Origin of the sequence: Lichenicola cladoniae, assembly GCF_013201075.1 — a bacterium.
Lineage (GTDB): Bacteria > Pseudomonadota > Alphaproteobacteria > Acetobacterales > Acetobacteraceae > Lichenicola > Lichenicola cladoniae.
In genome coordinates, this window is the sequence record NZ_CP053708.1 from 4,613,454 (window position 1) to 4,633,615 (window position 20,162).

General features: G+C 65.8%; 15 protein-coding genes. 11 read left to right on the forward strand and 4 right to left on the reverse strand.

Annotated elements, in window-relative coordinates:
• Positions 1 to 194 precede the first annotated feature (194 nt).
• Together HN018_RS20910 and HN018_RS20915 are read right to left on the reverse strand one after the other, a co-directional pair.
• Positions 195 to 3,179 (reverse strand): DNA translocase FtsK, encoded by a 2,985-nt coding sequence (locus HN018_RS20910; RefSeq protein WP_171836997.1) that lies wholly within the window; start codon positions 3,177 to 3,179, stop codon positions 195 to 197.
• Positions 3,180 to 3,356: 177 nt separating this feature from the next.
• Positions 3,357 to 4,145 (reverse strand): DUF3750 domain-containing protein, encoded by a 789-nt coding sequence (locus tag HN018_RS20915; RefSeq protein WP_171837072.1) that lies wholly within the window; start codon positions 4,143 to 4,145, stop codon positions 3,357 to 3,359.
• Between the two features lie 790 nt (positions 4,146 to 4,935).
• Here HN018_RS20915 and HN018_RS20920 point away from each other — a divergent pair.
• From HN018_RS20920 to HN018_RS20935, 4 genes are read left to right on the forward strand one after another with little or no spacing between them, the layout of a single operon-like run.
• Positions 4,936 to 6,015, forward strand: a complete 1,080-nt coding sequence (locus HN018_RS20920; RefSeq protein WP_239478873.1) for a substrate-binding domain-containing protein — start codon at positions 4,936 to 4,938, stop codon at positions 6,013 to 6,015.
• A gap of 11 nt (positions 6,016 to 6,026) precedes the next feature.
• Positions 6,027 to 7,556 carry a sugar ABC transporter ATP-binding protein gene (locus HN018_RS20925; RefSeq protein ID WP_171836995.1) on the forward strand — a complete coding sequence of 510 codons (1,530 nt, stop codon included), beginning with the start codon at positions 6,027 to 6,029 and terminating at the stop codon, positions 7,554 to 7,556.
• Complete coding sequence (locus HN018_RS20930; protein ID WP_171836994.1) at positions 7,553 to 8,575, forward strand: ABC transporter permease; 1,023 nt, start codon at positions 7,553 to 7,555, stop codon at positions 8,573 to 8,575. The genes HN018_RS20925 and HN018_RS20930 overlap by 4 nt, the downstream gene beginning before the upstream one ends.
• Entirely contained in the window at positions 8,572 to 9,546 is a 975-nt protein-coding gene (locus HN018_RS20935; protein ID WP_171836993.1) for an ABC transporter permease, read from the forward strand. The genes HN018_RS20930 and HN018_RS20935 overlap by 4 nt, the downstream gene beginning before the upstream one ends.
• A gap of 73 nt (positions 9,547 to 9,619) precedes the next feature.
• Here HN018_RS20935 and HN018_RS20940 read toward each other — a convergent pair whose 3' ends face one another.
• Positions 9,620 to 10,528 carry an aromatic alcohol reductase gene (locus HN018_RS20940; protein WP_239478877.1) on the reverse strand — a complete coding sequence of 303 codons (909 nt, stop codon included), beginning with the start codon at positions 10,526 to 10,528 and terminating at the stop codon, positions 9,620 to 9,622.
• Positions 10,529 to 10,547: 19 nt separating this feature from the next.
• On the reverse strand, positions 10,548 to 11,555 hold the full coding sequence (locus tag HN018_RS20945) for a sugar-binding transcriptional regulator (protein WP_204259600.1): 1,008 nt from the start codon (positions 11,553 to 11,555) through the stop codon (positions 10,548 to 10,550).
• 129 nt (positions 11,556 to 11,684) lie between these two features.
• Here HN018_RS20945 and HN018_RS20950 point away from each other — a divergent pair, with 129 nt between their 5' ends.
• From HN018_RS20950 to HN018_RS20980, 7 genes are read left to right on the forward strand one after another with little or no spacing between them, the layout of a single operon-like run.
• On the forward strand, positions 11,685 to 13,187 hold the full coding sequence (locus HN018_RS20950; RefSeq protein WP_171837069.1) for an FGGY-family carbohydrate kinase: 1,503 nt from the start codon (positions 11,685 to 11,687) through the stop codon (positions 13,185 to 13,187).
• A complete protein-coding gene (locus tag HN018_RS20955) occupies positions 13,184 to 14,200 on the forward strand; it encodes a thiamine pyrophosphate-dependent dehydrogenase E1 component subunit alpha (RefSeq protein WP_171836992.1) in 1,017 nt (338 codons plus the stop codon). Before HN018_RS20950 ends, HN018_RS20955 begins: the two co-directional genes overlap by 4 nt.
• Before the next feature lie 14 nt (positions 14,201 to 14,214).
• Positions 14,215 to 15,198 (forward strand): alpha-ketoacid dehydrogenase subunit beta, encoded by a 984-nt coding sequence (locus HN018_RS20960; protein WP_171836991.1) that lies wholly within the window; start codon positions 14,215 to 14,217, stop codon positions 15,196 to 15,198.
• The gene (locus HN018_RS20965; protein ID WP_171836990.1) at positions 15,195 to 16,451 is read left to right on the forward strand and encodes an acetoin dehydrogenase dihydrolipoyllysine-residue acetyltransferase subunit; all 1,257 of its coding nucleotides are present in this window, start codon (positions 15,195 to 15,197) and stop codon (positions 16,449 to 16,451) included. Before HN018_RS20960 ends, HN018_RS20965 begins: the two co-directional genes overlap by 4 nt.
• A 37-nt stretch (positions 16,452 to 16,488) precedes the next feature.
• Positions 16,489 to 17,595, forward strand: a complete 1,107-nt coding sequence (locus HN018_RS20970; protein WP_171836989.1) for a sugar ABC transporter substrate-binding protein — start codon at positions 16,489 to 16,491, stop codon at positions 17,593 to 17,595.
• Positions 17,596 to 17,600: 5 nt separating this feature from the next.
• Entirely contained in the window at positions 17,601 to 19,178 is a 1,578-nt protein-coding gene (locus HN018_RS20975; protein WP_171836988.1) for a sugar ABC transporter ATP-binding protein, read from the forward strand.
• The gene (locus HN018_RS20980) at positions 19,178 to 20,161 is read left to right on the forward strand and encodes an ABC transporter permease (RefSeq protein ID WP_171836987.1); all 984 of its coding nucleotides are present in this window, start codon (positions 19,178 to 19,180) and stop codon (positions 20,159 to 20,161) included. The genes HN018_RS20975 and HN018_RS20980 overlap by 1 nt, the downstream gene beginning before the upstream one ends.
• The last annotated feature ends 1 nt before the right edge of the window (position 20,162 follow it).

A 20,162-nucleotide genomic window follows, 5' to 3' on the forward strand; every position in this document is an offset into this window, starting at 1 on the left:
GCATGGCTGGCCGGCAGGAGATGGCAGCACATGGCGTCGGAAACCCAGCGACTGCCATTGATACGCCGCGACGCGCAGAATGGCGCAAGCCGGACATATGCCAGAAGGGCGCCGGCCTAACGGCCGAACGGGTGCTCCAAGCGGATGGCCGGCTCAGCCGTGATCATAATTGGCCAAGCGTCCCATCCCTCGCCTTAATCCTCCTCGGGGGCGGCGCGACGCACCAGCACCTCGCGCTTGCCGACATGGTTGGCGCTGCTGACGATGCCGTCCTTCTCCATCTGCTCGATCAGCTTGGCTGCGCGGTTGTAGCCGATCGACAAATGCCGCTGGATGAAGCTGGTCGAGGCCTTGCCCTCGCGCGCCACCAGCGCCACCGCCTGGTCGAACAGGGCGGTATCGCCGTCGAAACCGCCGCCACCGAGCCCGTTGCCGGAACCGCCGCCGGAGCCGCCCGACGAGCCCGAACCGCCATCATCCTCGAACAGAGACGTCACCTCGTCGACATAGACCGGCTCGCCTTGCGCGCGCAGGTGGCGCACCACGTCCTCGACCTCGAGGTCGCCGACGAACGGTCCGTGCACGCGGGTGATCCGGCCGCCGCCGGCCATGTAGAGCATGTCGCCCTGGCCGAGCAGCTGCTCGGAACCGCCCTCGCCGAGGATGGTGCGGCTGTCGAACTTGCTGATCACCTGGAACGAGATGCGGGTCGGGAAGTTGGCCTTGATCGTGCCGGTAATGACGTCCACCGATGGCCGCTGAGTCGCCATGATGACGTGGATGCCGGCGGCACGCGCCATCTGCGCCAGGCGCTGCACCGTGGTTTCGATCTCCTTGCCGGCGACCATCATCAGGTCCGCCATCTCGTCGATCACCACGACGATGTAGGGTAGGTTCTCCAGCGAGAGATTCTGCTCCTCGAAGATCGGGCGGCCGGTCTCGGGGTCGAACCCGGTCTGCACCTTGCGGGTCATGGTCTCGCCGCTGGCGCGGGCGGCGGCGGTACGCTCGTTGTAGCCGGCGATGTTGCGCACGCCGAGCTGGCTCATGCCACGATAGCGGCGCTCCATCTCGCGCACGGTCCATTTCAGCGCCATTACCGCCTTGGCCGGATCGGTCACCACCGGCGCCATCAGATGCGGGATGCCGTCATAGATCGACAGCTCCAGCATCTTCGGGTCGATCATGATCAGCCGGCACTCTTCCGGCGACAACCGGTAGAGCAGCGACAGGATCATCGAGTTGATGCCCACCGACTTGCCGGAACCGGTAGTGCCGGCGATCAGCAGGTGCGGCATGCGCGCCAAGTCGGCATAGACCGGGGCGCCGGAGATATCCTTGCCGAGGGCAAGGCAGAGGCGGGCCGGATTTTCCACCCAGGCATCGCTGTCGAGCAGCTCCGAGAAATATACCGTCTCGCGCTTGGCGTTCGGCACCTCGATGCCGATCACGTTGCGGCCGGGCACCGTGGCGATACGCACCGCGGTCACCGACAGCGAGCGTGCGATGTCGTCGGCAAGCCCGATCACCCGCGCCGACCGGATGCCCGGTGCCGGCTCGAGCTCGTACAACGTGACCACAGGTCCCGCATGGATGTCGCCGATCGCGCCCTGCACGCCATAGTCGGAGAGCACGGTTTCGAGCAGGCGGGCATTGGCGTGCATGCTCTCGGCGGATGGGCCGGTCGATTCGCGTGGCGGTGCCGGCTTCAGCAGCGACAATGGCGGGAGCCGCCACTGTGCATCGTCCGGGTAGGCTGGCTTGCGCGCCGACTGGGCCGGAGCGCTGCCATTGCCCGATCCGGACCCGGATGGCGGGGTCGACCCGAACAGACCCGGACCGGTCGGGCCCGACCTCGACTGGACTGGTCCGGCCGGACGTTGCGGCGCCGGCTCGCGGGTGCCGAGCAGCCGTGCGATCGACAGCATTCCGCCGGTTTTCGGAACCGCGGCAGGTACCGGCTCGTCGGCCCGGGCAGTTGGCTGCTCGGACGCGCGGTTGAGCCTCGAATCATCGATGGGCGCGCCAAGTCGGATCGGCGGAGATTCCGGCAGCGGCGACCGCGTGGCCTTGATCGCCGAGCGCGACCGCATCGGCAGCACCGGCATGTCATCGGGCTCCTCGGCGGCACCCGGTGGCAGCACCCAGCCGCTCGACCCAAGCTTGGGACGCGCCGCCGGCTTGTCCGCGCGACGCCCGAGCAGGCTGGGCTCCTTGCGATCGACGCGCGGACGTGCGGCTGCGTCCTGCGCGACCAGGGCTCCCGAACCACCCATTGCCGAATCGGCGAAGCCCCTTCCATCGCCGGCCGTCCGTCCATTGGCGCGCATCGCATCTGCCGCGAACGGCGACTCGCCGGGCATCACGTGGTCGAAATCATCCTCGTCGGTGAATGCACGCGCCGCGGGTCCGGCCGGACGCCGGCTGAACCGGCTCAGCAACGACCGGCGCGGGGTATCCTCCCGGTCCTGCCGGCGGGCGCGGGCGATCGGATAGCGGACCGTGCGATGCGCGCTGCGACCGACGGCGCGCCATTCCCGCGCCGACAGGCCGAGGCACAAAGGGATCAGCAGGATCGCCAGCGCCAGGGTCAGCAGCCAAACCAGCACCCCGCCGAAGGCGCCCAAGGCGCCGCGTCCGGCATCGATCGCGGCCTGGCCGAGCGAGGTCCCGACAGCGCCGCCGAAGCCGGCCGCACCGGGCCATCCGGCATGCACCAAACCCGTCATCGGCACGGTCAGCTTCAACAAAGGGCCGGCCGCTGCCGTGTGCGGCAGCAGCATCGGCGCCCCCGCGAGCACGGAGGCCGAAACCGGCAATACGAAGACCAGCGCCACGAGCCGCAGGGTCAGGCTGCCGAGACCGCCGCGTGACGCGATCCGCCAGGCCCACGCCAGCAGCGCCAGCACCGGCAACAGCCCGGCGACGCCGAAATACTGCAGCATCAGGTCGGCGAACGCGGCGCCAACCGGCCCGGCCAGGTTGCTCGGCTGGACCATGGTCGCGGTATCCGGCGACGGATCGCGCGGATTGTAGCTGACGAGCGCCACCAGCATGGCGATGGCGATCGCGGCGAGTGCCACGCCGCCGAGTTCGGCCAGCCGACGCCGGATCGAGGCCTGGAGCTGCGGCGACGCGAACCGCTCAGGGATGAACCGGCTGGGTAGGGCAAGTTGCATGAGCGGTGCTCTGGCCTTTCTTCGCAAACAGCATGAAGCATAGCCTGGAACATGTTGTCGGAAGAAGCGCAGAGGTGTCGAAACCAGTCGGTCTCGTGCCCTTGCTTCGAAATGCTGAGGTCGAACGTGACGATATTCGTCTCACGCACTGAGGATTTATCGGCAGAGGCGTCGGGCTCATTCGGCTGGCCTCAGCCGGTGCGGGAAGACCATTTTCCAGACCGGCTTTCGGAGCCCGAGGCGACCAAGTCCCGGCAGCTTCAAGGCGGGACGCCTGATGTCGAAGCCCGCAACCGCCCCGAACAGGTTGAGCTCGAGGCCTTCGACCCAACCAACCGTTAGTCCGACATAGCCGCGGTAGGTGATCCGCAAACCAAGACGCGACGGCGTCCGCCGCAACCAGCGCCCGTCATAGGGATAGTCCTTGCCGACCGCCGTGGGCGGCAATGTCATGCGGATTTCAGGCGCCGCATCCATGATGGCGGTGACGAAGGTGTTCGAGTTGGGACCGGGCCAAGCGCGATAATCGCCGGCTTTTGCAAATGCATATGCCCGAATCGCCTCCTGCATCCTGGGGATCAGGGCGTCCGCTGCCGCCCCGTCGGCCGCGAAAACGATCTCCGGCGCGCTCCCGAACCAACGTCCGTCCGGCTCGAAACCGTTCAGGCGGATCGGCGATCCCCACGCGGTGTAGTCATAGCGCATGTAGCGGGTGGCGCCCGCCTGCTTGAACACGATCCAGCAATGGGTCGCGAAGATGCCTTTCCAGCGTACGGTGGGTGCCGAAAAGACGCGGACGACCGCCTCCGGGTCCCTTGCCGGCGGAAGGTGCCCGATGCTGGACCGATCGGCCGTCTGCCAGCCAACATCGGTTGCCCGCGACCGGTAGAGCGCGAACGCAACGCCGATGGGAAGCAGGTAGAACAGGAAAAACACCAGGAAAAGCCACGCCAGCACATCGAGCATCCACAAGAGATTGGTGCTGCGGCCCGTGGAGCCAACTCCGCAACGGCGCCAGGCTCAGTGACGTCCGGCCCGTTCGAGCGGAGCCCGCAGGGACCCGGGAAACCGCTGCGCCAAGGTCTCCGCCGCCAGTGGGGCACAACTCGCCCCCGGCCGCGACGAGGGCATCCGGATTGGAATTGCGTTGCCAAGGTCCGGCCGATCGACCCCGGAATTTATCGCCGCGTGTTTCACGCAAATCATGGACTTCCTGCGCGATATGCGCAAAATAAAGGACCTTGAATGAAGTCGCCGCGCGAGATGACGCGGCACCGTCCGGGAGGAACATGGCGTATTTCGAGATCAGCGGGCCTCGCTTCAGCGACCTCATCATCGCGCCCTCTCGGCTCGAGCGTCTCTCTACGGACGCGCGGTCGGCCGACGATCGCGACCTGCTGGCCAGCGACATCCCGAGACCGAGCAGGTCAACCTGTTCCGCTGCCCATCGAACCGTGTCCATCGCGGCGAATTGGATAGCGGCGAGACACGTGTCTGCGCCGATGATTTTGATAAACCTCACCATGTTCCGGCCGTCGACGTGACCGCTGGCGGTATGGATTGGTCCACGCCTGGAGACCAGTCGATCGGCAAGATCGTGCCGGAGCCGGTAGTAGCCATAGCTTCGGCAATCCGTGGGACAACCGGCTCTTCATCACCGCGAGTAGTCCTCTCCATGCGGTGTTCCTGAACACGACCGGATTACAAACTCCCCACCGAATTCCTGCCGACAACGAGAAGCCAAAGGATGAATGCCGTGAAGAAGTCTCTGCTCATGCTGACCGGTTGCCTGCTGGCGTTTGGAAGCGCCGCTCGCGCCGCGGACATCCTGTCGGACGAGACGCTGGCGCAGTGCTTCGTGAAGGCGTCCCCTTCGACCATTGCAATCGCGCCGAAATCGAAGACCGGGCCATTCCGGATCGCCTTCAGCAACTCGCTCTACGGCAATAACTGGCGCACCGAGATGCTGAACTCGGTATCGGCGTATGTGAAGCAGCCCGACGTCGCGTCCCACGTCAAGGAGTTCAAGATCTACAACGCAGGCAATGACGTCGCCCAGCAGATCGCGCAGATCCGCGAGATGATCCTGTCGGGCTACGACGCGATCGTCGTGAACGCGGCATCCTCGTCCGGTCTGGATAGTGTTCTGAACCAGGCAGCCAAGCGGGGCATCGTCGTGGTTTCGTTCGACAACGTCGTCACCACCACGAAGTCGATCAATGTCAACGAGGACCAGCGCGAGATGGGCCGCCAGTGGGCCGAGTTCCTGGTCGGCAAAGTCGCCGACGGCAAATCGATCCTGATGGTGCATGGCCTCGCCGGCACGACGGTGGACAACGACCAGGCCGACGGCGCCATGTCGGTGTTCCGGCAGCACCCGAACCTGAAAATCATCAACGTCTACGGCAACTGGGATGTCGGCACCAACCAGAAGGTGACGGCGGATGCGCTCTCGACGAACCATGATATTGGTGGCGTCTGGGGTACCGAGGGTGCTACCGGCGCGTTGCAGGCCTTCCTTCAACTCAACATGCCGGTCGTGCCGATGACCGGCGAATCCGACAATGGCTTCATGCGGCTGGCCGCGGAGCATCATGTTCCAGCGCTGGTCATCGGTCAGTCGCCAAGCCTGGCCTCGGCCGGCGTGCTGGCGGCGATCGCCTCGCTCTCCGGGAAATCCCTGCCGCAGTCGGCCAGCATCCCGCTTGCACCGGTGACGACCGACCAGATGAAGCCTGCTGCCGACTACTTCCCGGACCTGCCGGGAAGTTTCGTGACCGACATCAACATAGCCAAGTGCGGCATAGCGATCCCGGTCGGCGCCGTCGTCAAATAGGGGAAACCGGGATGGGGGCCGTTCTGGACGCAACCGGCCTGCACGCCGCCGGGTTGACCAAGCGCTATGGCGGCATCACCGCGTTGCAGGATGTCTCGCTGAAGCTCGTGCCCGGTGAGGTGCACGCCTTGCTGGGCGCGAACGGTGCCGGCAAGAGCACGCTGGTAAAGATCCTCGCCGGTATCATCCAGCCGGACGAGGGAACCCTGGAGCTCAACCGCGAGCCAATCCGTCTCGGCTCCCCGCAGGCTGCCTACCGCGCACGGATCGCCACGGTGCATCAGGAGCTTTCCTTGTTCCCGGGCCTGACCGTCGCGCAGAACGTGCTGATCGGGCGCGAGACGCGCGACCGCATAGGCTGGATCCGGGAAGCCGCGTCGATCGATACCGCACGTGCCCTGCTGGAACAGCTCGATGTCCAGGACATCGCGCCGACAGCAATGGTCTCCGATCTTTCTCTTGCGCAGCAGCAACTGGTCGAAATTGCCAAGGCGATGTTGTTCGATCCGCTGGTGCTGATCCTGGATGAACCCACCTCGGCACTCGGACGAAGCGATGTCGAGCACTTGCTTGGCGTGGTGCGCAAGCTTCGCGGACGCGGCTGCGCCATCGTGTTCATTTCCCACCGAATGGACGAGATCACGTCGATTGCCGACCAGGTGACCGTGCTGCGCAACGGCCGCAAGGTCGGGGAGATGAGCCGGGCCACGTTCAACCCGGCGAAGGCGCTGGAGCTGATGCTCGGAGATACGCCGCGCCATCTTCAGCGGCTCAAGGCCCCTGCATCGCCTGACCTGCAGCCGCCTCTGCTGGACGTGCGTGACCTCACGGTGCCGGGCCGACTTGCGGGCCTGTCGCTGGAGGTGCGGCCAGGCGAAGTCGTGGGTTTGGCCGGCCTGGAAGGACAGGGACAGAAGGAGGCTTTATTCGCCTTGTTCGGGCTGTTCCGGCGTGGCCTGAGCGGATCCGTCAAGGTTCGTGGCAAGCCCGCGCGGGCCACGCGACCCCGCCAGGCGATCGCCTCCGCCTTTGCGCTGATCCCGGATGATCGCAAGGCGATGGGCGGTTTCGTCGGCCTCGGGGTCGGCCGGAACATCTCCATCACGGTTCTCGACCGGCTCCGCAGCCTCGGCGTCATCAGCCCGGGGCGAGAACGGTCCCTCGTGGCAGGGCTGGTGGAGCGTTTGCGTATCAAGTGCGCCTCGCCGGCGGTGCCACTCGGCAGTCTCAGCGGCGGCAACCAGCAGAAGGTGGTCGCCGCCAAGTGGCTTGCGCATGGTGCGGATGTCTATCTTTTCTGCGACCCGACCCGTGGGGTCGATGCCGGCGCCCGGGAGATTCTCTACGAAACCATTCATAGTCTTGCAGCCGAGGGACGCTCGATTCTGATCTACTCGACCGACATGAACGAGTTTGCGATCCTTTGCTCGCGCGTGCTCGTGTTTCGCGGTGGCCACGTCAGCGGAAGCCTGGTTGGAGCGGAGATCACCGAGGAGAATATTCTTGGCCTCTCTTTCCATGAGGCGGCGCACGCAGCATGACCGGTTCACCCACGCCATTTTCAAAGATCGGCCCACCTTCGCGTTTCAAGCAGGCGATCCGGCATTTCGGAGGCGCCGCGTTCTGCGGTATCGGACTTTTTCTTCTTCTCGTCGTTTATTTCTACGAGCAGCCCCTCGCCCTTTCGAGTTTTGGAATCTCCAGCCTGGCCAACGCTTCCTTGGCACTGGTGCTGGTGGCAGCGGGCCAGACCTGCGTGCTGCTCGGCGGCGGACTGGACCTGTCGATCGGCGCGATCGTGAGCCTGGTGAACTGCTTTGCCGCCACGCTGATGGGAGACAGCATCCTGAGCGTGGCACTCGTCGTGCTCGGCTCGCTGCTGCTTGGAATGCTGGCCGGCGCGGTGAATGGGCTGCTCATTGCCTATGGTCGGCTGGAGCCGCTGATCTCGACCTTCTGCACCCTGTTCGTCTATGGCGGACTGGCGCTGACCATTCGTCCTCAGCCGGGCGGCCATGTCTCCGACGACTTCGCGACCCTGCTCACCGGTAACCTGGGCGTGCTTCCCTACGCGGCGATCGTGCTCGCGGCCATGCTGCTACTGGTCTGGATGCCGATCTTCCGCTCCCGGCTTGGCCGGTTCATCGTCGCCGTCGGCGATAACAGCGACAGCGCCTATGCCTCCGGTCTCCCGGTTCGGCCAGTGCGTCTTGCGACCTACGTGATTTCAGGTCTGTTCGCCGCGGTCGCGGCGCTTTTCCTGACGGCGGAAACAACCTCGGGCGATGCCAGCATCGGCGCCAGCTACACCCTGAATTCTCTTGCGGCCGCCGTGCTGGGTGGGGTGGCATTGACCGGTGGGCGCGGCAGCGTAGTCGGCGCCATTCTCGGTGGCATCGTGCTGTCCCTCATCCTGAACCTGCTCAGCGTGTTGGGCGTACCTGCTTTCTGGCAGGACCTGATCGAGGGCTGCCTGCTGGTCCTCGTGCTGGCTGCCGCGGGAGTGCAGCGCCTTCGCATCGACGACTGGACCAAGCTGCTCGGGAAGGGCCGGTCATGAGCGACGCGGCGCATCCCATCAAGATGCCAACGCGGTTGAAGGACAGGCTGACGAGGAGACCGGGCAGCAACCTATCCTGGGTCATCCTTGCGGTCGTGTTCGCACTGAGCGTGGCGATCAATCCTGCATTCCTGACCTGGGGCACCATTCGGCTGCAGCTGGTGCAGGCTGCGCTGATCGGCATCGTCGCGATCGGCGAAACGCTGGCGATCCTGATCGGTCACATCGATCTTTCGATTCCATGGACCATCACCCTCTCGGGTATATTGTCCGCCGACGTCTACGCCGCACACCCATCGGCGTGGGTACCGTTCGCTGTGGTCATTGCGGTGGGCGTGAGCGTAGGCTTGGTCAATGCCTTCGGCATCTACCTTCTGCGTGTCCACTCGCTGATCTGGACGCTGAGCGTAAACCTCATCCTGCAGGGTCTGACCCTCGTCTACACCAACGCCACGGCCTCCGCGCCAAGCGTGCCGCCGGTCGCACGCACGCTGGCGCTGGATAATTGGGGCGGGTTTCCTGTTGCCAGCCTGGTCTGGGCGGCCTGCGCAGTCGCGGTGATCCTGGCGCTACGGGCCCTGCCGTTCGGCCGCCATGTCTATGCGGTCGGAAGCAACGAGCTGGCTGCGCTGATGTCCGGCGTTCCCACGGGCCGAACCTACGTTGTCGTGTATGTCATCAGCGGGCTTTGCGCCGCGTTCGTCGGGCTGATGATCAGCGGCTACGCCTCGCAGGCCTATCTCGGCATGGGTGACAGCTACCTGCTGCCACCGGTGGCAGCCGTCGTTATCGGAGGCACCCGGTTATCGGGCGGAAGCGGAGGCTACGCCGGCACCATCAGCGGCAGCCTTTCGGTCATCCTGCTGCAAGCGATGCTGGTAAGCCTGAACATATCGGAAGGCCTGCGGCAGATCATATTCGGCGTCATCCTGCTGGGCCTGGTTTTCTTGTTCACCCGTCAGCGTAAATGACCCCGACGAACCCGATCTCCGGCATGCTCCTTAACCAAGATTTCGAACTCGCTATGGGACGGGGCCGAAGAATTTAGCTTCGTCCGGCCTGGTCGAGCACATCGCGCGCGGAGGTCCAGGGCACCACCCCGTAACGATCATTGTCGAGCTGTTGCAGCTTGCCGCGGCCGCTCGCCATGTCACGTAGATACTGCATGCCCTGCCAGACCGAAAAGACTGCGTCACGCTGCGGGGCCAGCTTGCGAACGACCCGAATGACCATGCTGAGACGACCGATCCCGCCGGCGCGGAGCAGTCCGAAGCGCTTCCCGGTCATCTGGGTCATGGTGTCCGCGAGCGATCGGGGGGTGACCACCTCACCGGCTATGCGCAGGTAGCGCGGCGCTTCCGGATCCAGCGCCGCCGCCGCCGTATATCGGGCCACGTCGTCCTTGGTCGTGAAATCCATCGGCTGGTCGGCGTCTCCCCAATAGAGAACCTTCCTGACTCCACGAAGAACGATCGGCGCCTGCCCGGCCAGCATATCGGCGAAAGCTCCGTTCAGGATGGAGGTCGCCCTGATCGGCGCACTGTCGACCTGCGCCATGAACTCGCGCCGCAGGTCCATGTTCCGGTTATCGCCCGGCCGGGTCCGGGTATAGTCGAGCGAGAAGTCCGACGGAATGAAGCGTGGCACCCCGCTGGCGACGGCAGCCTGCAGGATACGCCCCTGCATCCCGATGATGATCGGGCGCAAGCCGTTGAGCGCCGACACGACGCAGGTGGCGCCCCGGCAGGCATCGATCAATTCGTTCGGATGATCGAAATCAACCTCGATCACCGTCACGCCGAGCTTCGACAGCCGGTCACGCTTGTCGCCTGACGTTCCGGAATGGACGAGCGCGCGGACCTGCCCCCCCCGGTCCACGAGCGACCGCGCGATCCGTCCACCGAGATCGCCGGTTCCGCCCGCAAGAACAATGGCTCGGGTCGTGTTGCTCATCACGTTCATCCTTCGATCGTCATTGGTTTCGAGCTCCGGATGCAACGGCATATGCGGTGTCCCCATCGATGATCAGCCCCCGGACCACTCCGGTCCGCAGCAGGGAATGGACTGCCGCCATTTTCTGCAGGCCGGCGGCGGCAAGGACAACGTCGCGACCCCGCAGCTCGGTAAAGTCGACCGCGAGGGTGCGGCGGGTCAGCTCGTGATCGACCTCCGCCCCATTCCTGTTGAACAGGCGACCCAGAGAGTCCGCGACCGCACCTTTGGCCCGCACACTTCGAAGTTCGGAGGCCGAAAGCATGCCGTGTTTTCGCAGGAACGCGGTGTCGCTCAGCTCGCCGACGCTGATCATGTAGACATCGGCGGATCGTGCCAGGGCCAAGGCTTCAGCCACGGTGCGCTGGGACATGAAAACCGCCCGGTCGGCTTCCGTATCGGCGATGAACGGCACCGGCAGGAAATGCGCCTCCCCGCCGGTCCGGGCAGCCAGCGCCTGTACCACCTCGAACGGGTTGGAGGCCGAGTTGCGGGTCAGCGACCCCATGAGCGACACGAAGCACGCGCGCGAGTTCTGCACGCCCGACAGGTGCAACGCCATCTGTTCCAGCGTGCGTCCCCAACTTACGCCGACGGTGACGGCGCCGCGACCGGTCAGCTTGCCCTTGAGGAAGTTGGCGGCAGCGGCACCGACCGCACGTCGTGAGATCATGTCCTGGGCGGCGGCGAGGTTCGGCTCGTCGGTCGCCAGCTCGAAACCCATCCGGGGCGTCGCGATGCAGAAATCCAGCCCGTAGCGGCTGGTCAAGGTATCCTCGACTTCCAGGTCGCGGATCGTCTCGTGGTTGATGGTCACGCTGACCAGGCCCTTCTCGCGCGCATCGCTCAACAACCTGACGACGCGCGTGCGATGCACGCCGAGACGCCGGGCGACCTCCTCCTGGGTCATGCCGCCGACATGATAGAGCCAGGCTGCCCTGACCATGATGTCCGCGTCGGGTTCATGGCCCAGGTTCAAGGTCATCATCGGGGTCCTGCTCATCGGGCGATAATACCCATTGACTTCTGTCGCGCCTAACGACGATTGTCGGCTCAAGAGCAAATGTCGTCCAGTGCATCATATGTGCAGATGGTACGACGTGGATGGGTCCGGGTGATGGTCTACGTAATCGGCATCGATGGCGGGACGGAGAGCGTGCGTGCGACGGTGTTCGATCTGGCCGGCCGCCGGATCGCCTCTGCCTCGTCCGCGTATCCAACGCAGTTTTCCGCAGGCGCCCGTGCCGAGCAGGACCCGGAATCATGGTGGTCGGCTCTAGGCATCGCGGTACGGCGCGTCGTGGAGGAAGCCGGTGTCGGAATCCACGATGTCGCCGCCATCTGTGCCACTACGACCTGCTGCACCGTCGTTGCCCTCGACGAGGCAGTGCGTCCGTTGCGCCCGGCGATCCTCTGGATGGACGTGCGGGCAGGCAAGGAGGCCGATGCCGTTCTAGCGACCGGGGATCCGGCACTGGTCCTGAACGGAGCCGGCCAGGGTCCGGTTTCAGCCGAGTGGATGATCCCCAAGGCCTTGTGGCTGGCACGGCATGAACCGGAGATCTTCGAGGCTGCGCATACGATCTGCGAGTACCAGGATTTCATGAACTGGCGCCTGACAGGGCGGCGGACGGCGAGCCTGAACAATGCCTCCATACGCTGGCATTACCGTGACGATGCAGGTGGCTGGCCCGACAGCCTGCTCGACACGCTGAACCTGTCGGAACTTCGGAAAAAATGGCCTGCAGAAGTGCTGCCGCCCGGGGCTGCGATCGGCACGCTGACAGCCCGCGCAGCCGATCATCTTGGACTCGCGGAGACCGTGCTGGTGTTGCAGGGCGGCGCCGATGCGCTGATCGGCATGATCGGGTTGGCCGTTGCGCGCCCCGGCCAGCTCGCGCTGATCACCGGTTCGTCGCATCTGCAGTTCGCGGTCGGCGACCGGACCACCAGCGTCGCTGGACTGTGGGGAACCTACAGCAACGCGGTGTATCCCGGCCGGACGATCCTGGAGGGTGGCCAGACATCGACGGGATCGATCGTCGCCTGGTTGCGCCGGCTCATGGGCGACGGTTTCGATCTCGACGCGCTCAACCTCGAGGCCGGCCGGCTGGAGCCGGGAGCCGATGGCCTGCTGGTGCTCGACCATTTCCAGGGAAACCGGACTCCGTACACCGATCCACTGGCGCGCGGCGCGATCACCGGATTATCCCTGCACCATACCGGTGCGCATCTGTTCCGGGCCACGCTGGAAGGGATCGGTTTCGGTACCCGCGCCATCCTGGACCGCATGGCCGAGGCCGGTTGCGGCGCCGCCGAAATCACCGCCGGTGGCGGCGCGACACGCTCGCCGTTGTGGCTGCAGATCCACGCCGACACGTCGGGCCTGCCGGTGGTCGTCCCCGAAGTGGCCGAAGCGCCGTCGCTGGGGGCCGCGGTGCTGGCAGCCCACGGCTCGGGACATTTCGCCAGCATCGACGACGGCATCGCCGCGATGGTCCGCACCGGCCGGCGTATCGAGCCGATCGCCGAGAACGTCGACCGCTACCAGTCGATCTACCAGCGCTACGTCGAGCTCTATCCTGCCCTGAAGCCGCTCCGAGAGGTTGTTCCTGCATGACGCTACCGAACACGATGCTGCCGGACCTGTATCGCACGATGCGGCGCATCCGGACCTTCGAGGAGCGGGTCGCCGAGTTGTACGCGCGAGGCCTTTCCGCCGGTTCCATGCTGCATCTCTCTATCGGCGAGGAAGGGGCCGCGGCCGGCGTTGCGGCGGCGATGCAGCCGCAGGACAGCTTCACCACACATCATCGCGGGCATGGAATTTTTCTGGCGCGTGGCGCCGATCCGGGCCGGATGATGGCTGAGATCGGCGGCAAGGATTCCGGCTATTGCCGCGGCAAAGGCGGGTCGATGCATATCGCCGACATGGCGCTCGGTCATCTCGGCGCAAATGCGATCGTCGGCGGCGGTATTCCCCACGTCGTCGGTGCAGGCCTCAGCTACAAGAACCTGAAAAGCGACGCGATCGCGGTGGCATTCTTCGGCGACGGCGCGATGCAGCAGGGCGTCCTCTACGAGAGCATGAACATGGCGGCACTCTGGGACCTGCCGGTGCTGTTCGTCTGCATCAACAACCAATATGGCATGGGCACGCGCATCGACCGGGCCACCCGCTCGATCGAGTTCGACCGGCGTGCCGAGGCGTTCGGCCTGGCTGCGGCAATGGTCGACGGGGAAGATGTCGAGGCGGTGACGCAGACCGCACGAACTCTCGCCGACGGCGCCCGTGCCGGCAGGCCGGGATTCATGGCGGTGTCCTGCTTCCGCTTCTTCGGTCACGGCCGGATGGACAAGTCGCCGTACCGGACGGCGGATGAGGAAAGCATCGGCCGCGCGCGGGATCCGGTTATCCGCGCCCGCAGCACGTTGCTGTCGAGCGGGCAGAGCGATAGCGCCACGCTCGACGTGCTCGATGCCGAGATCGCGCTCGAAATGGACGCGACGATCGATTTCACCGCGGCAGCGGAAGCTCCCGCCGCAGCCAGCATGTTCCGCGATGTCTATGGTCCCGGCGAAGCCGAGCCCGAACCGCTTGCCAAGCGCCTCGACCGTATCCTCGCGGCCTGATCGGACACCGAACCATGGCGACCATCGAGATCACCTACCGCGACGCGCTGCGAAAGGCGTTGCAGGATTCCATGCGCGAGGACGAGACCATCGTCGTCATCGGCGAGGAAGTCGGCGCGTATGGCGGCGCATACGGCGTCACCAAGGATCTGATCGGCGAGTTCGGGGCGACGCGCCTGATCGACACCCCGATCAGCGAGCCGGCCATCGTCGGTGTCGCGGTGGGTGCCGCGATGACCGGGCTGCGGCCGGTCGCCGAGCTGATGTATGTCGATTTCCTCGGCCTGGTAATGGATCAGCTTGCAAACCAGGCCGCGAAGATCCGCTACATGTTCGGCGGCCAGATCGGCGTGCCCATGGTCCTGCGCACCCAGGGTGGCACCGGCCGGTCCGCCGGCGCACAGCATTCGCAGAGCCTCGAAGGTTGGATCATGCATACGCCGGGCCTGCGCCTCGCCATGCCGGCGACCGCGGAGGATGCCTACCACCTGCTGCGCCACAGCCTGACCCTGCCCGATCCTGTTGTGTTCATCGAGCACAAGTCGCTCTACACGCGGAAGGAAATGGCCGACCTGGACACGCCGGCAGCCCCGTGGGGCAAGGCCATCGTTCGCCGGGCGGGCACGCAGGCGACGCTGGTGACCTATTCCCGCATGGTGCATTCGGCACTTGCGGCGGCGGAGATCCTGGAAAAGCAGGGCGTCTCGATCGAGGTGATCGATCTGCGTACGCTCAACCCGCTGGATATGGAGACGGTGATCGCCTCCGTGGAGCGCACCGGGCGTGCGATGGTGGTGAGCGAGGGGCCGCTGACGGCGGGCGTCGCCGCCGAGCTGGCCGCACGCATATCCGAAGAGTGCTTCGATTATCTCGAGGACCCGGTGATCCGGATCGCCGGTGAGGATATTCCGATCCCGGTTTCGCCCGCGCTCGAGGCGGCCAGCATCCCGACCCCGGACCTGATCGTGCAGACCCTGTTGCGGATGCTGCGCCGGTGATCGCCGAACTGACCCTCCCTCGTCTGGGAGAAACCATGGAGACCGGCCGCGTCAGCGCATGGCTGAAGCAGCCGGGCGAGTCGTTCAAGCGCGGCGAGACGCTGGTCGAGATCGAGAGCGACAAGACCGTCGTCGAGATGCCGGCCCTTGCGGATGGAGTGCTGTTTGAGATCGTCGTCGAGGCCGGGCAGGATGCCGATGTCGGGGCCGTGCTCTGCCGCTATGAAGACGGCCGCGCCGCAACCTCTGTCCCGGACTCCAGGCCGGAACCGATTCGCGACCCGGTTCCGGTCCAAGCGACGGTCGCGCCGGAAGCGCCCGGCAAGGGCGTCTCGTCCGGAGGCACTCGTGCAACCCCGCTGGCCCGGCGCGTGGCCCGGGACGGCAACGTCGCACTCGACGGTCTGATCGGCACCGGCCGGCGCGGCCGGATCGAGGCTGCGGACGTGCGGCGGTGGCTTGCGCAGGCGCCCGGCGCGGAGACGCCGGCAGCCCGGATCTCGAGCCTTGACGTCTCGGGCGGACGTCTCGATCGGCGTGACTGGGCAGCAGCGAACGCAACCGGTCCACGCATCGTGCTGCTGCACGGGCTCGCGGCGGACGTCCAGAGCTGGTCCGCGCTCGCCTCGATGCTGATGCGCGCAGGCCGGAGCGTGACGGCGATCGATCTACCCGGGCACGGCACGACCAGTCTCGACGCAATCTCCGTCGATCACGCTGCGGACACCGTCGCGGACTTCCTGAAGACGCTCGGCGGCGAACCGGTGGAACTGGTCGGGCACTCGCTCGGCGGCGCGATCGCGGCGCGGGCGGCACGATCCGCCTCCGCCCAGGTGCGCCGCCTCACGCTGCTGGCCCCGGCCGGCCTGGACCGGGCGATCGACGTCGACTTCATCCGGAACATCGTCCGGGTGCGTTCGAGCGGGGCGCTCCAGCATCTGCTGCGTCGTCTGGTGGTTCGGCCGGCTCTCCTGACCGCTGCACAACTCGACGCACTCGCAGGCGAACTCGGCCGCGGACGGCTGACCGGTCTTGCGGACACGCTGGTGGACGAGGGCGGCCAGCAGATCGACATCACCGCCGACCTGCGCGCGCTGACGATGCCGGTCCGGATCGTCTGGGGCGTGCAGGACCGCATCATTCCATGGACCCAGGTCAGCCAGGCCGGAAGCCGGTGCGCCATCCACCTGATCCAGGATGCCGGACATGTCCCGCACTGGGATCAGCCGGCGGAGGTTGCGGCCTTGTTCTGACGTGCCCGACCACTAGAAACCAGGGAGGTAAAAAACGATGAGCAACGACTCACGCATTATCCAGCCGACCCGTCGCAGCCTGTTGCGCGGCATGGGACTCGGTGCCGCCGCCGTCGGTGGAGCGCAACTGGCACAGTTCGCGTTCGGCAGCACCGAAGCCCACGCGCAGACAAACACCAGGCCGGTAAAGCTCGCAGTGGTGGCGCAACAGATGTCCGCGCAATCGGATCAGCGCAGCTGGGCCGGGTTCCAGCAGTGGCTGAAGACTACCGGGCTCGACAAGAGCTGGGAGGTCAACATGAGCGATGCCAAGGGCGATCCAGGCGCGCTTGTCAGCCAGATCGAGAATGCGATCACCGCGAAATCCGATGCGATCCTGGTGATGTATGGCACGCTGACCGCGGCACACAGCGCGCTCGATGATCTCGCCAAGTCGAAAATACCGTTCTTCAGCCTCGATAGCGGCTGGCAGTCGCCGGCGATCGCCGACATCACCAGCAACAACTGGGTGATGGGCGGCCAATACACGCAATACATGGTCGACCGGCTGCTCGGCGACGGCAAGCAGACAGCCAACATCTGCGCAGTGGTCGCCAACTTCCATCACGGGACACGCAAGCGCGGCAAGGTGATGCGGGCGGTGCTCACCGAAAACGAGTGGATCACCCTCAAGGCCGATCGGGTCATCCAGTATTCGGCCTTCTACGAGACCACGCAGAACGTGGTGAATGACTGGCTCGCCCGTTATGGCAACGATCTCGACGCGATCTGGTGCCCTTGGGACGAACCCGGGATGGCGGCAGCGGAGGTCATCAAGTCCCGCAACATGCAGGACAAGGTGTTCGTCGTCTCTGCCGATGGACAGTCGACCGCGGTCGACCGGATGCGGGACCTGAGCTACCCGCTGAAGGCGACCACGGCCCAGGCCTTCGAGGTGTGGGGCGCCTATACCGGCTGGCTGATCAACGAGATCGTCGGCAAGGGCCGCCCGGCCAAGGAGGTGGTGCCGGTGCCGACCGTCGAGTTCCCGGCGCCGCTGCTCGTCAACGGCATCAACGTTCCGCCGGCCGGCAAGCCGACATACGAAGCGACCGACCTGTACTACATCTATCGCGATCGGGCCCTCGCCGGAATGAAAGCCTGACCGCCATGCCGGGCAGCACCGCCGCATCGTCCAGCCTGTCCGATCCCGGCGGGCTGGATACTGCGACAGCGCGGATCGCGGCAGGCGCGCCGCTGCTCCGGGTTCGTGGCGCCGGCAAGAGCTTTGCCGGAACCGCGGCGCTGACCGGCGTCGACCTCGATCTTCGGGCGGGCGAAATGCTCGCCCTGGTTGGAGCCAACGGCGCCGGCAAGTCGACGCTGGTGAAGATCATCTGCGGCGCGGTGATGCCGGACGCGGGGACGCTGGAGGTCGGCGGACGCACCGTCCATCTCCGCACCGTCGCCGACGCGCTCGCCGCCGGCATCGCGGTCGCGCACCAGCAGGTCGCGATCATTCGCCAGTTGACCGGCGCCGAGAACATCATGCTTGGCCGTGAGCCGTTGCACGGGGGCCTGATCGACAGGCGTGCGCTCACCGCCGCGGCGCAGGAATTGGCGGATCGGTTCGATGTGCGGATCGACCTGTCGTGCGAGTGCGACACGTTGAGCCTCGGCGAGCTCAAGATCCTCGACATTCTCAAGGCCCTGGCCACCACGCCGCGCATCCTGATCCTGGACGAACCCACCGCGTCGCTGACCCTGGCCGAAACGCAGCGCCTGTTCGCGTTCCTGGCCGACCTCAAGCAACGGGGTATCGGCATCCTGTTCATCTCGCATCACATGAACGAGGTGTTCGCGCAGTGCGATCGCGTGGTGGTGCTCAAGGACGGGCGAAAGGTCCATGACGGCGATCTCGCCGACACGACCCTGCCGGCCGTGGTGCGTCTCATGGTCGGGCGGACGATCGAGGAAACGGACTGGACCAGTCATGCCGTCATCGGCAAAAGCGACGACGACGTCATCTCGATCAGGGGCCTGCGCATCGGCCGGCTGGGGGTTCCGGACCTCACGGTGCGCCGGGGCGAAGTGGTCGGTGTCGCGGGGGTGCTCGGCGCGGGGCAGACCGAACTGCTGGAATGTCTTGCCGGCGCCGCCCGTCCGGTCGATCCGGGACAGGTACGGCTTGCCGATCTTGGCCGCCTGCCGCGCAACGTCGCGGACGCGGTCGATCACGGCATCTACCTCGTTGCCGACGACAGGCTGCGCAAGGCGATCTTTCGCGGCCTGTCGGTCGAGGAGAACATACTTGCCGGCTCGCTCGCGCAGATCAGCCGCCATGGTTTCGTCCAGGGCCGGACTGCGATGGCAAGCGTCCGGACCATCATCGAGCGCCTGCGCGTCAAATGCAGTGGTCCGCACCAGGAGGTCCTGCAACTTTCCGGCGGCAACCAGCAGAAAGTGATTTTCGGTCGCTGGCTTGCGCGGATCGGTAGCGGCGCCACGCCACCGGTACTGCTGCTGGACAATCCTACCGAGGGCGTCGATGTCGGCAGCAAGGCCGAGTTGTATGCCCTGATCAGCGACCTTGCGCGGCAGGGGGCCGCGATCCTGATCGCCTCGGCCGAATTCTCGGAGCTCATCACGCTCTGCGACCGGGTCTACTGCATCACACATAGCCGGACCGCCGTCTGCGTCCCGCGCACCGAACTTTCCGAAGACCGGCTCCTGCTCGAGGTGAACTGATGTCCGTCACTACGTCGGCGCCCACCCGTCGCCCTATCGATACCGGCGCGCTGGCAGCCCGCTACGGTACGGTTGCTGCGGCTGTGCTCATTTTCGTGGTGTTCGCGCTTTCCAGCAGCCAGTTCACCTCGGCCGCCAACATCAGCAATATCCTGGTGCAGATCTCGGTGCTGATGGTGATCTCGTCAGGTGTCACCGTCGCCGTGGCGAGCGGCGAGTTCGATCTGTCCGTCGGTCAGATCGCCGGATTGTCGGGCGTGCTGGTCGCCGGGTTGATGGCATGGTCCAAGCTTCCGATCCCGCTTGCCATCGTCCTGGCGGTGCTGGCGGGCGTTCTGCTTGGCGCACTCAGCGGAGTCCTGGTCACCAGGCTGCGTATTCCCTCGCTGATCGCCACGCTGGCGATGGGACCGATCGCACTCGGCCTGAACTACGCCTATGACGGCGGAGACTCGATCTACACGCAGTTCCCGAAGCCGTTCTATGTGATCGCGACCGGGCGAGTGTTCGGCGTCATACCGGTGCCGATCATCATCGCCTTCGTGGTGGTGACCGCCTTCTACGTCCTGATCAACAAGACCCGTCTCGGGCGGGCCCTGGTCGCCACCGGATCCAACCTGCAGGCAGCCCGGCTTTCGGGGATCAACGTCAACCGGTGCCGGATGCTGGCGCTGACCTTGTCGGCACTCGGTGCGGCGATGGGCGGCATCATGCTCACCGCCCGGCTCGGAACCGGTCAGCCCGGCGCGGGCGAACCGTATCTGATGGACAGCCTGACCGCGGTATTCCTCGGCATGACCGCGTTCAAGCCGGGCCGTGCCACGGTGCAGGGCACGCTGGTCGGCGTCGTCATTATCGGCATGCTCGATAACGGGCTCAATCTCCTGGGCGCGCCGTTCTACCTGCAGAACGAGGTGCGAGGCGTGGTGATGATCGCCGCCGTCAGCCTCGCCGTGCTTCGCGGCGAAATACGTTTCTTCTGAA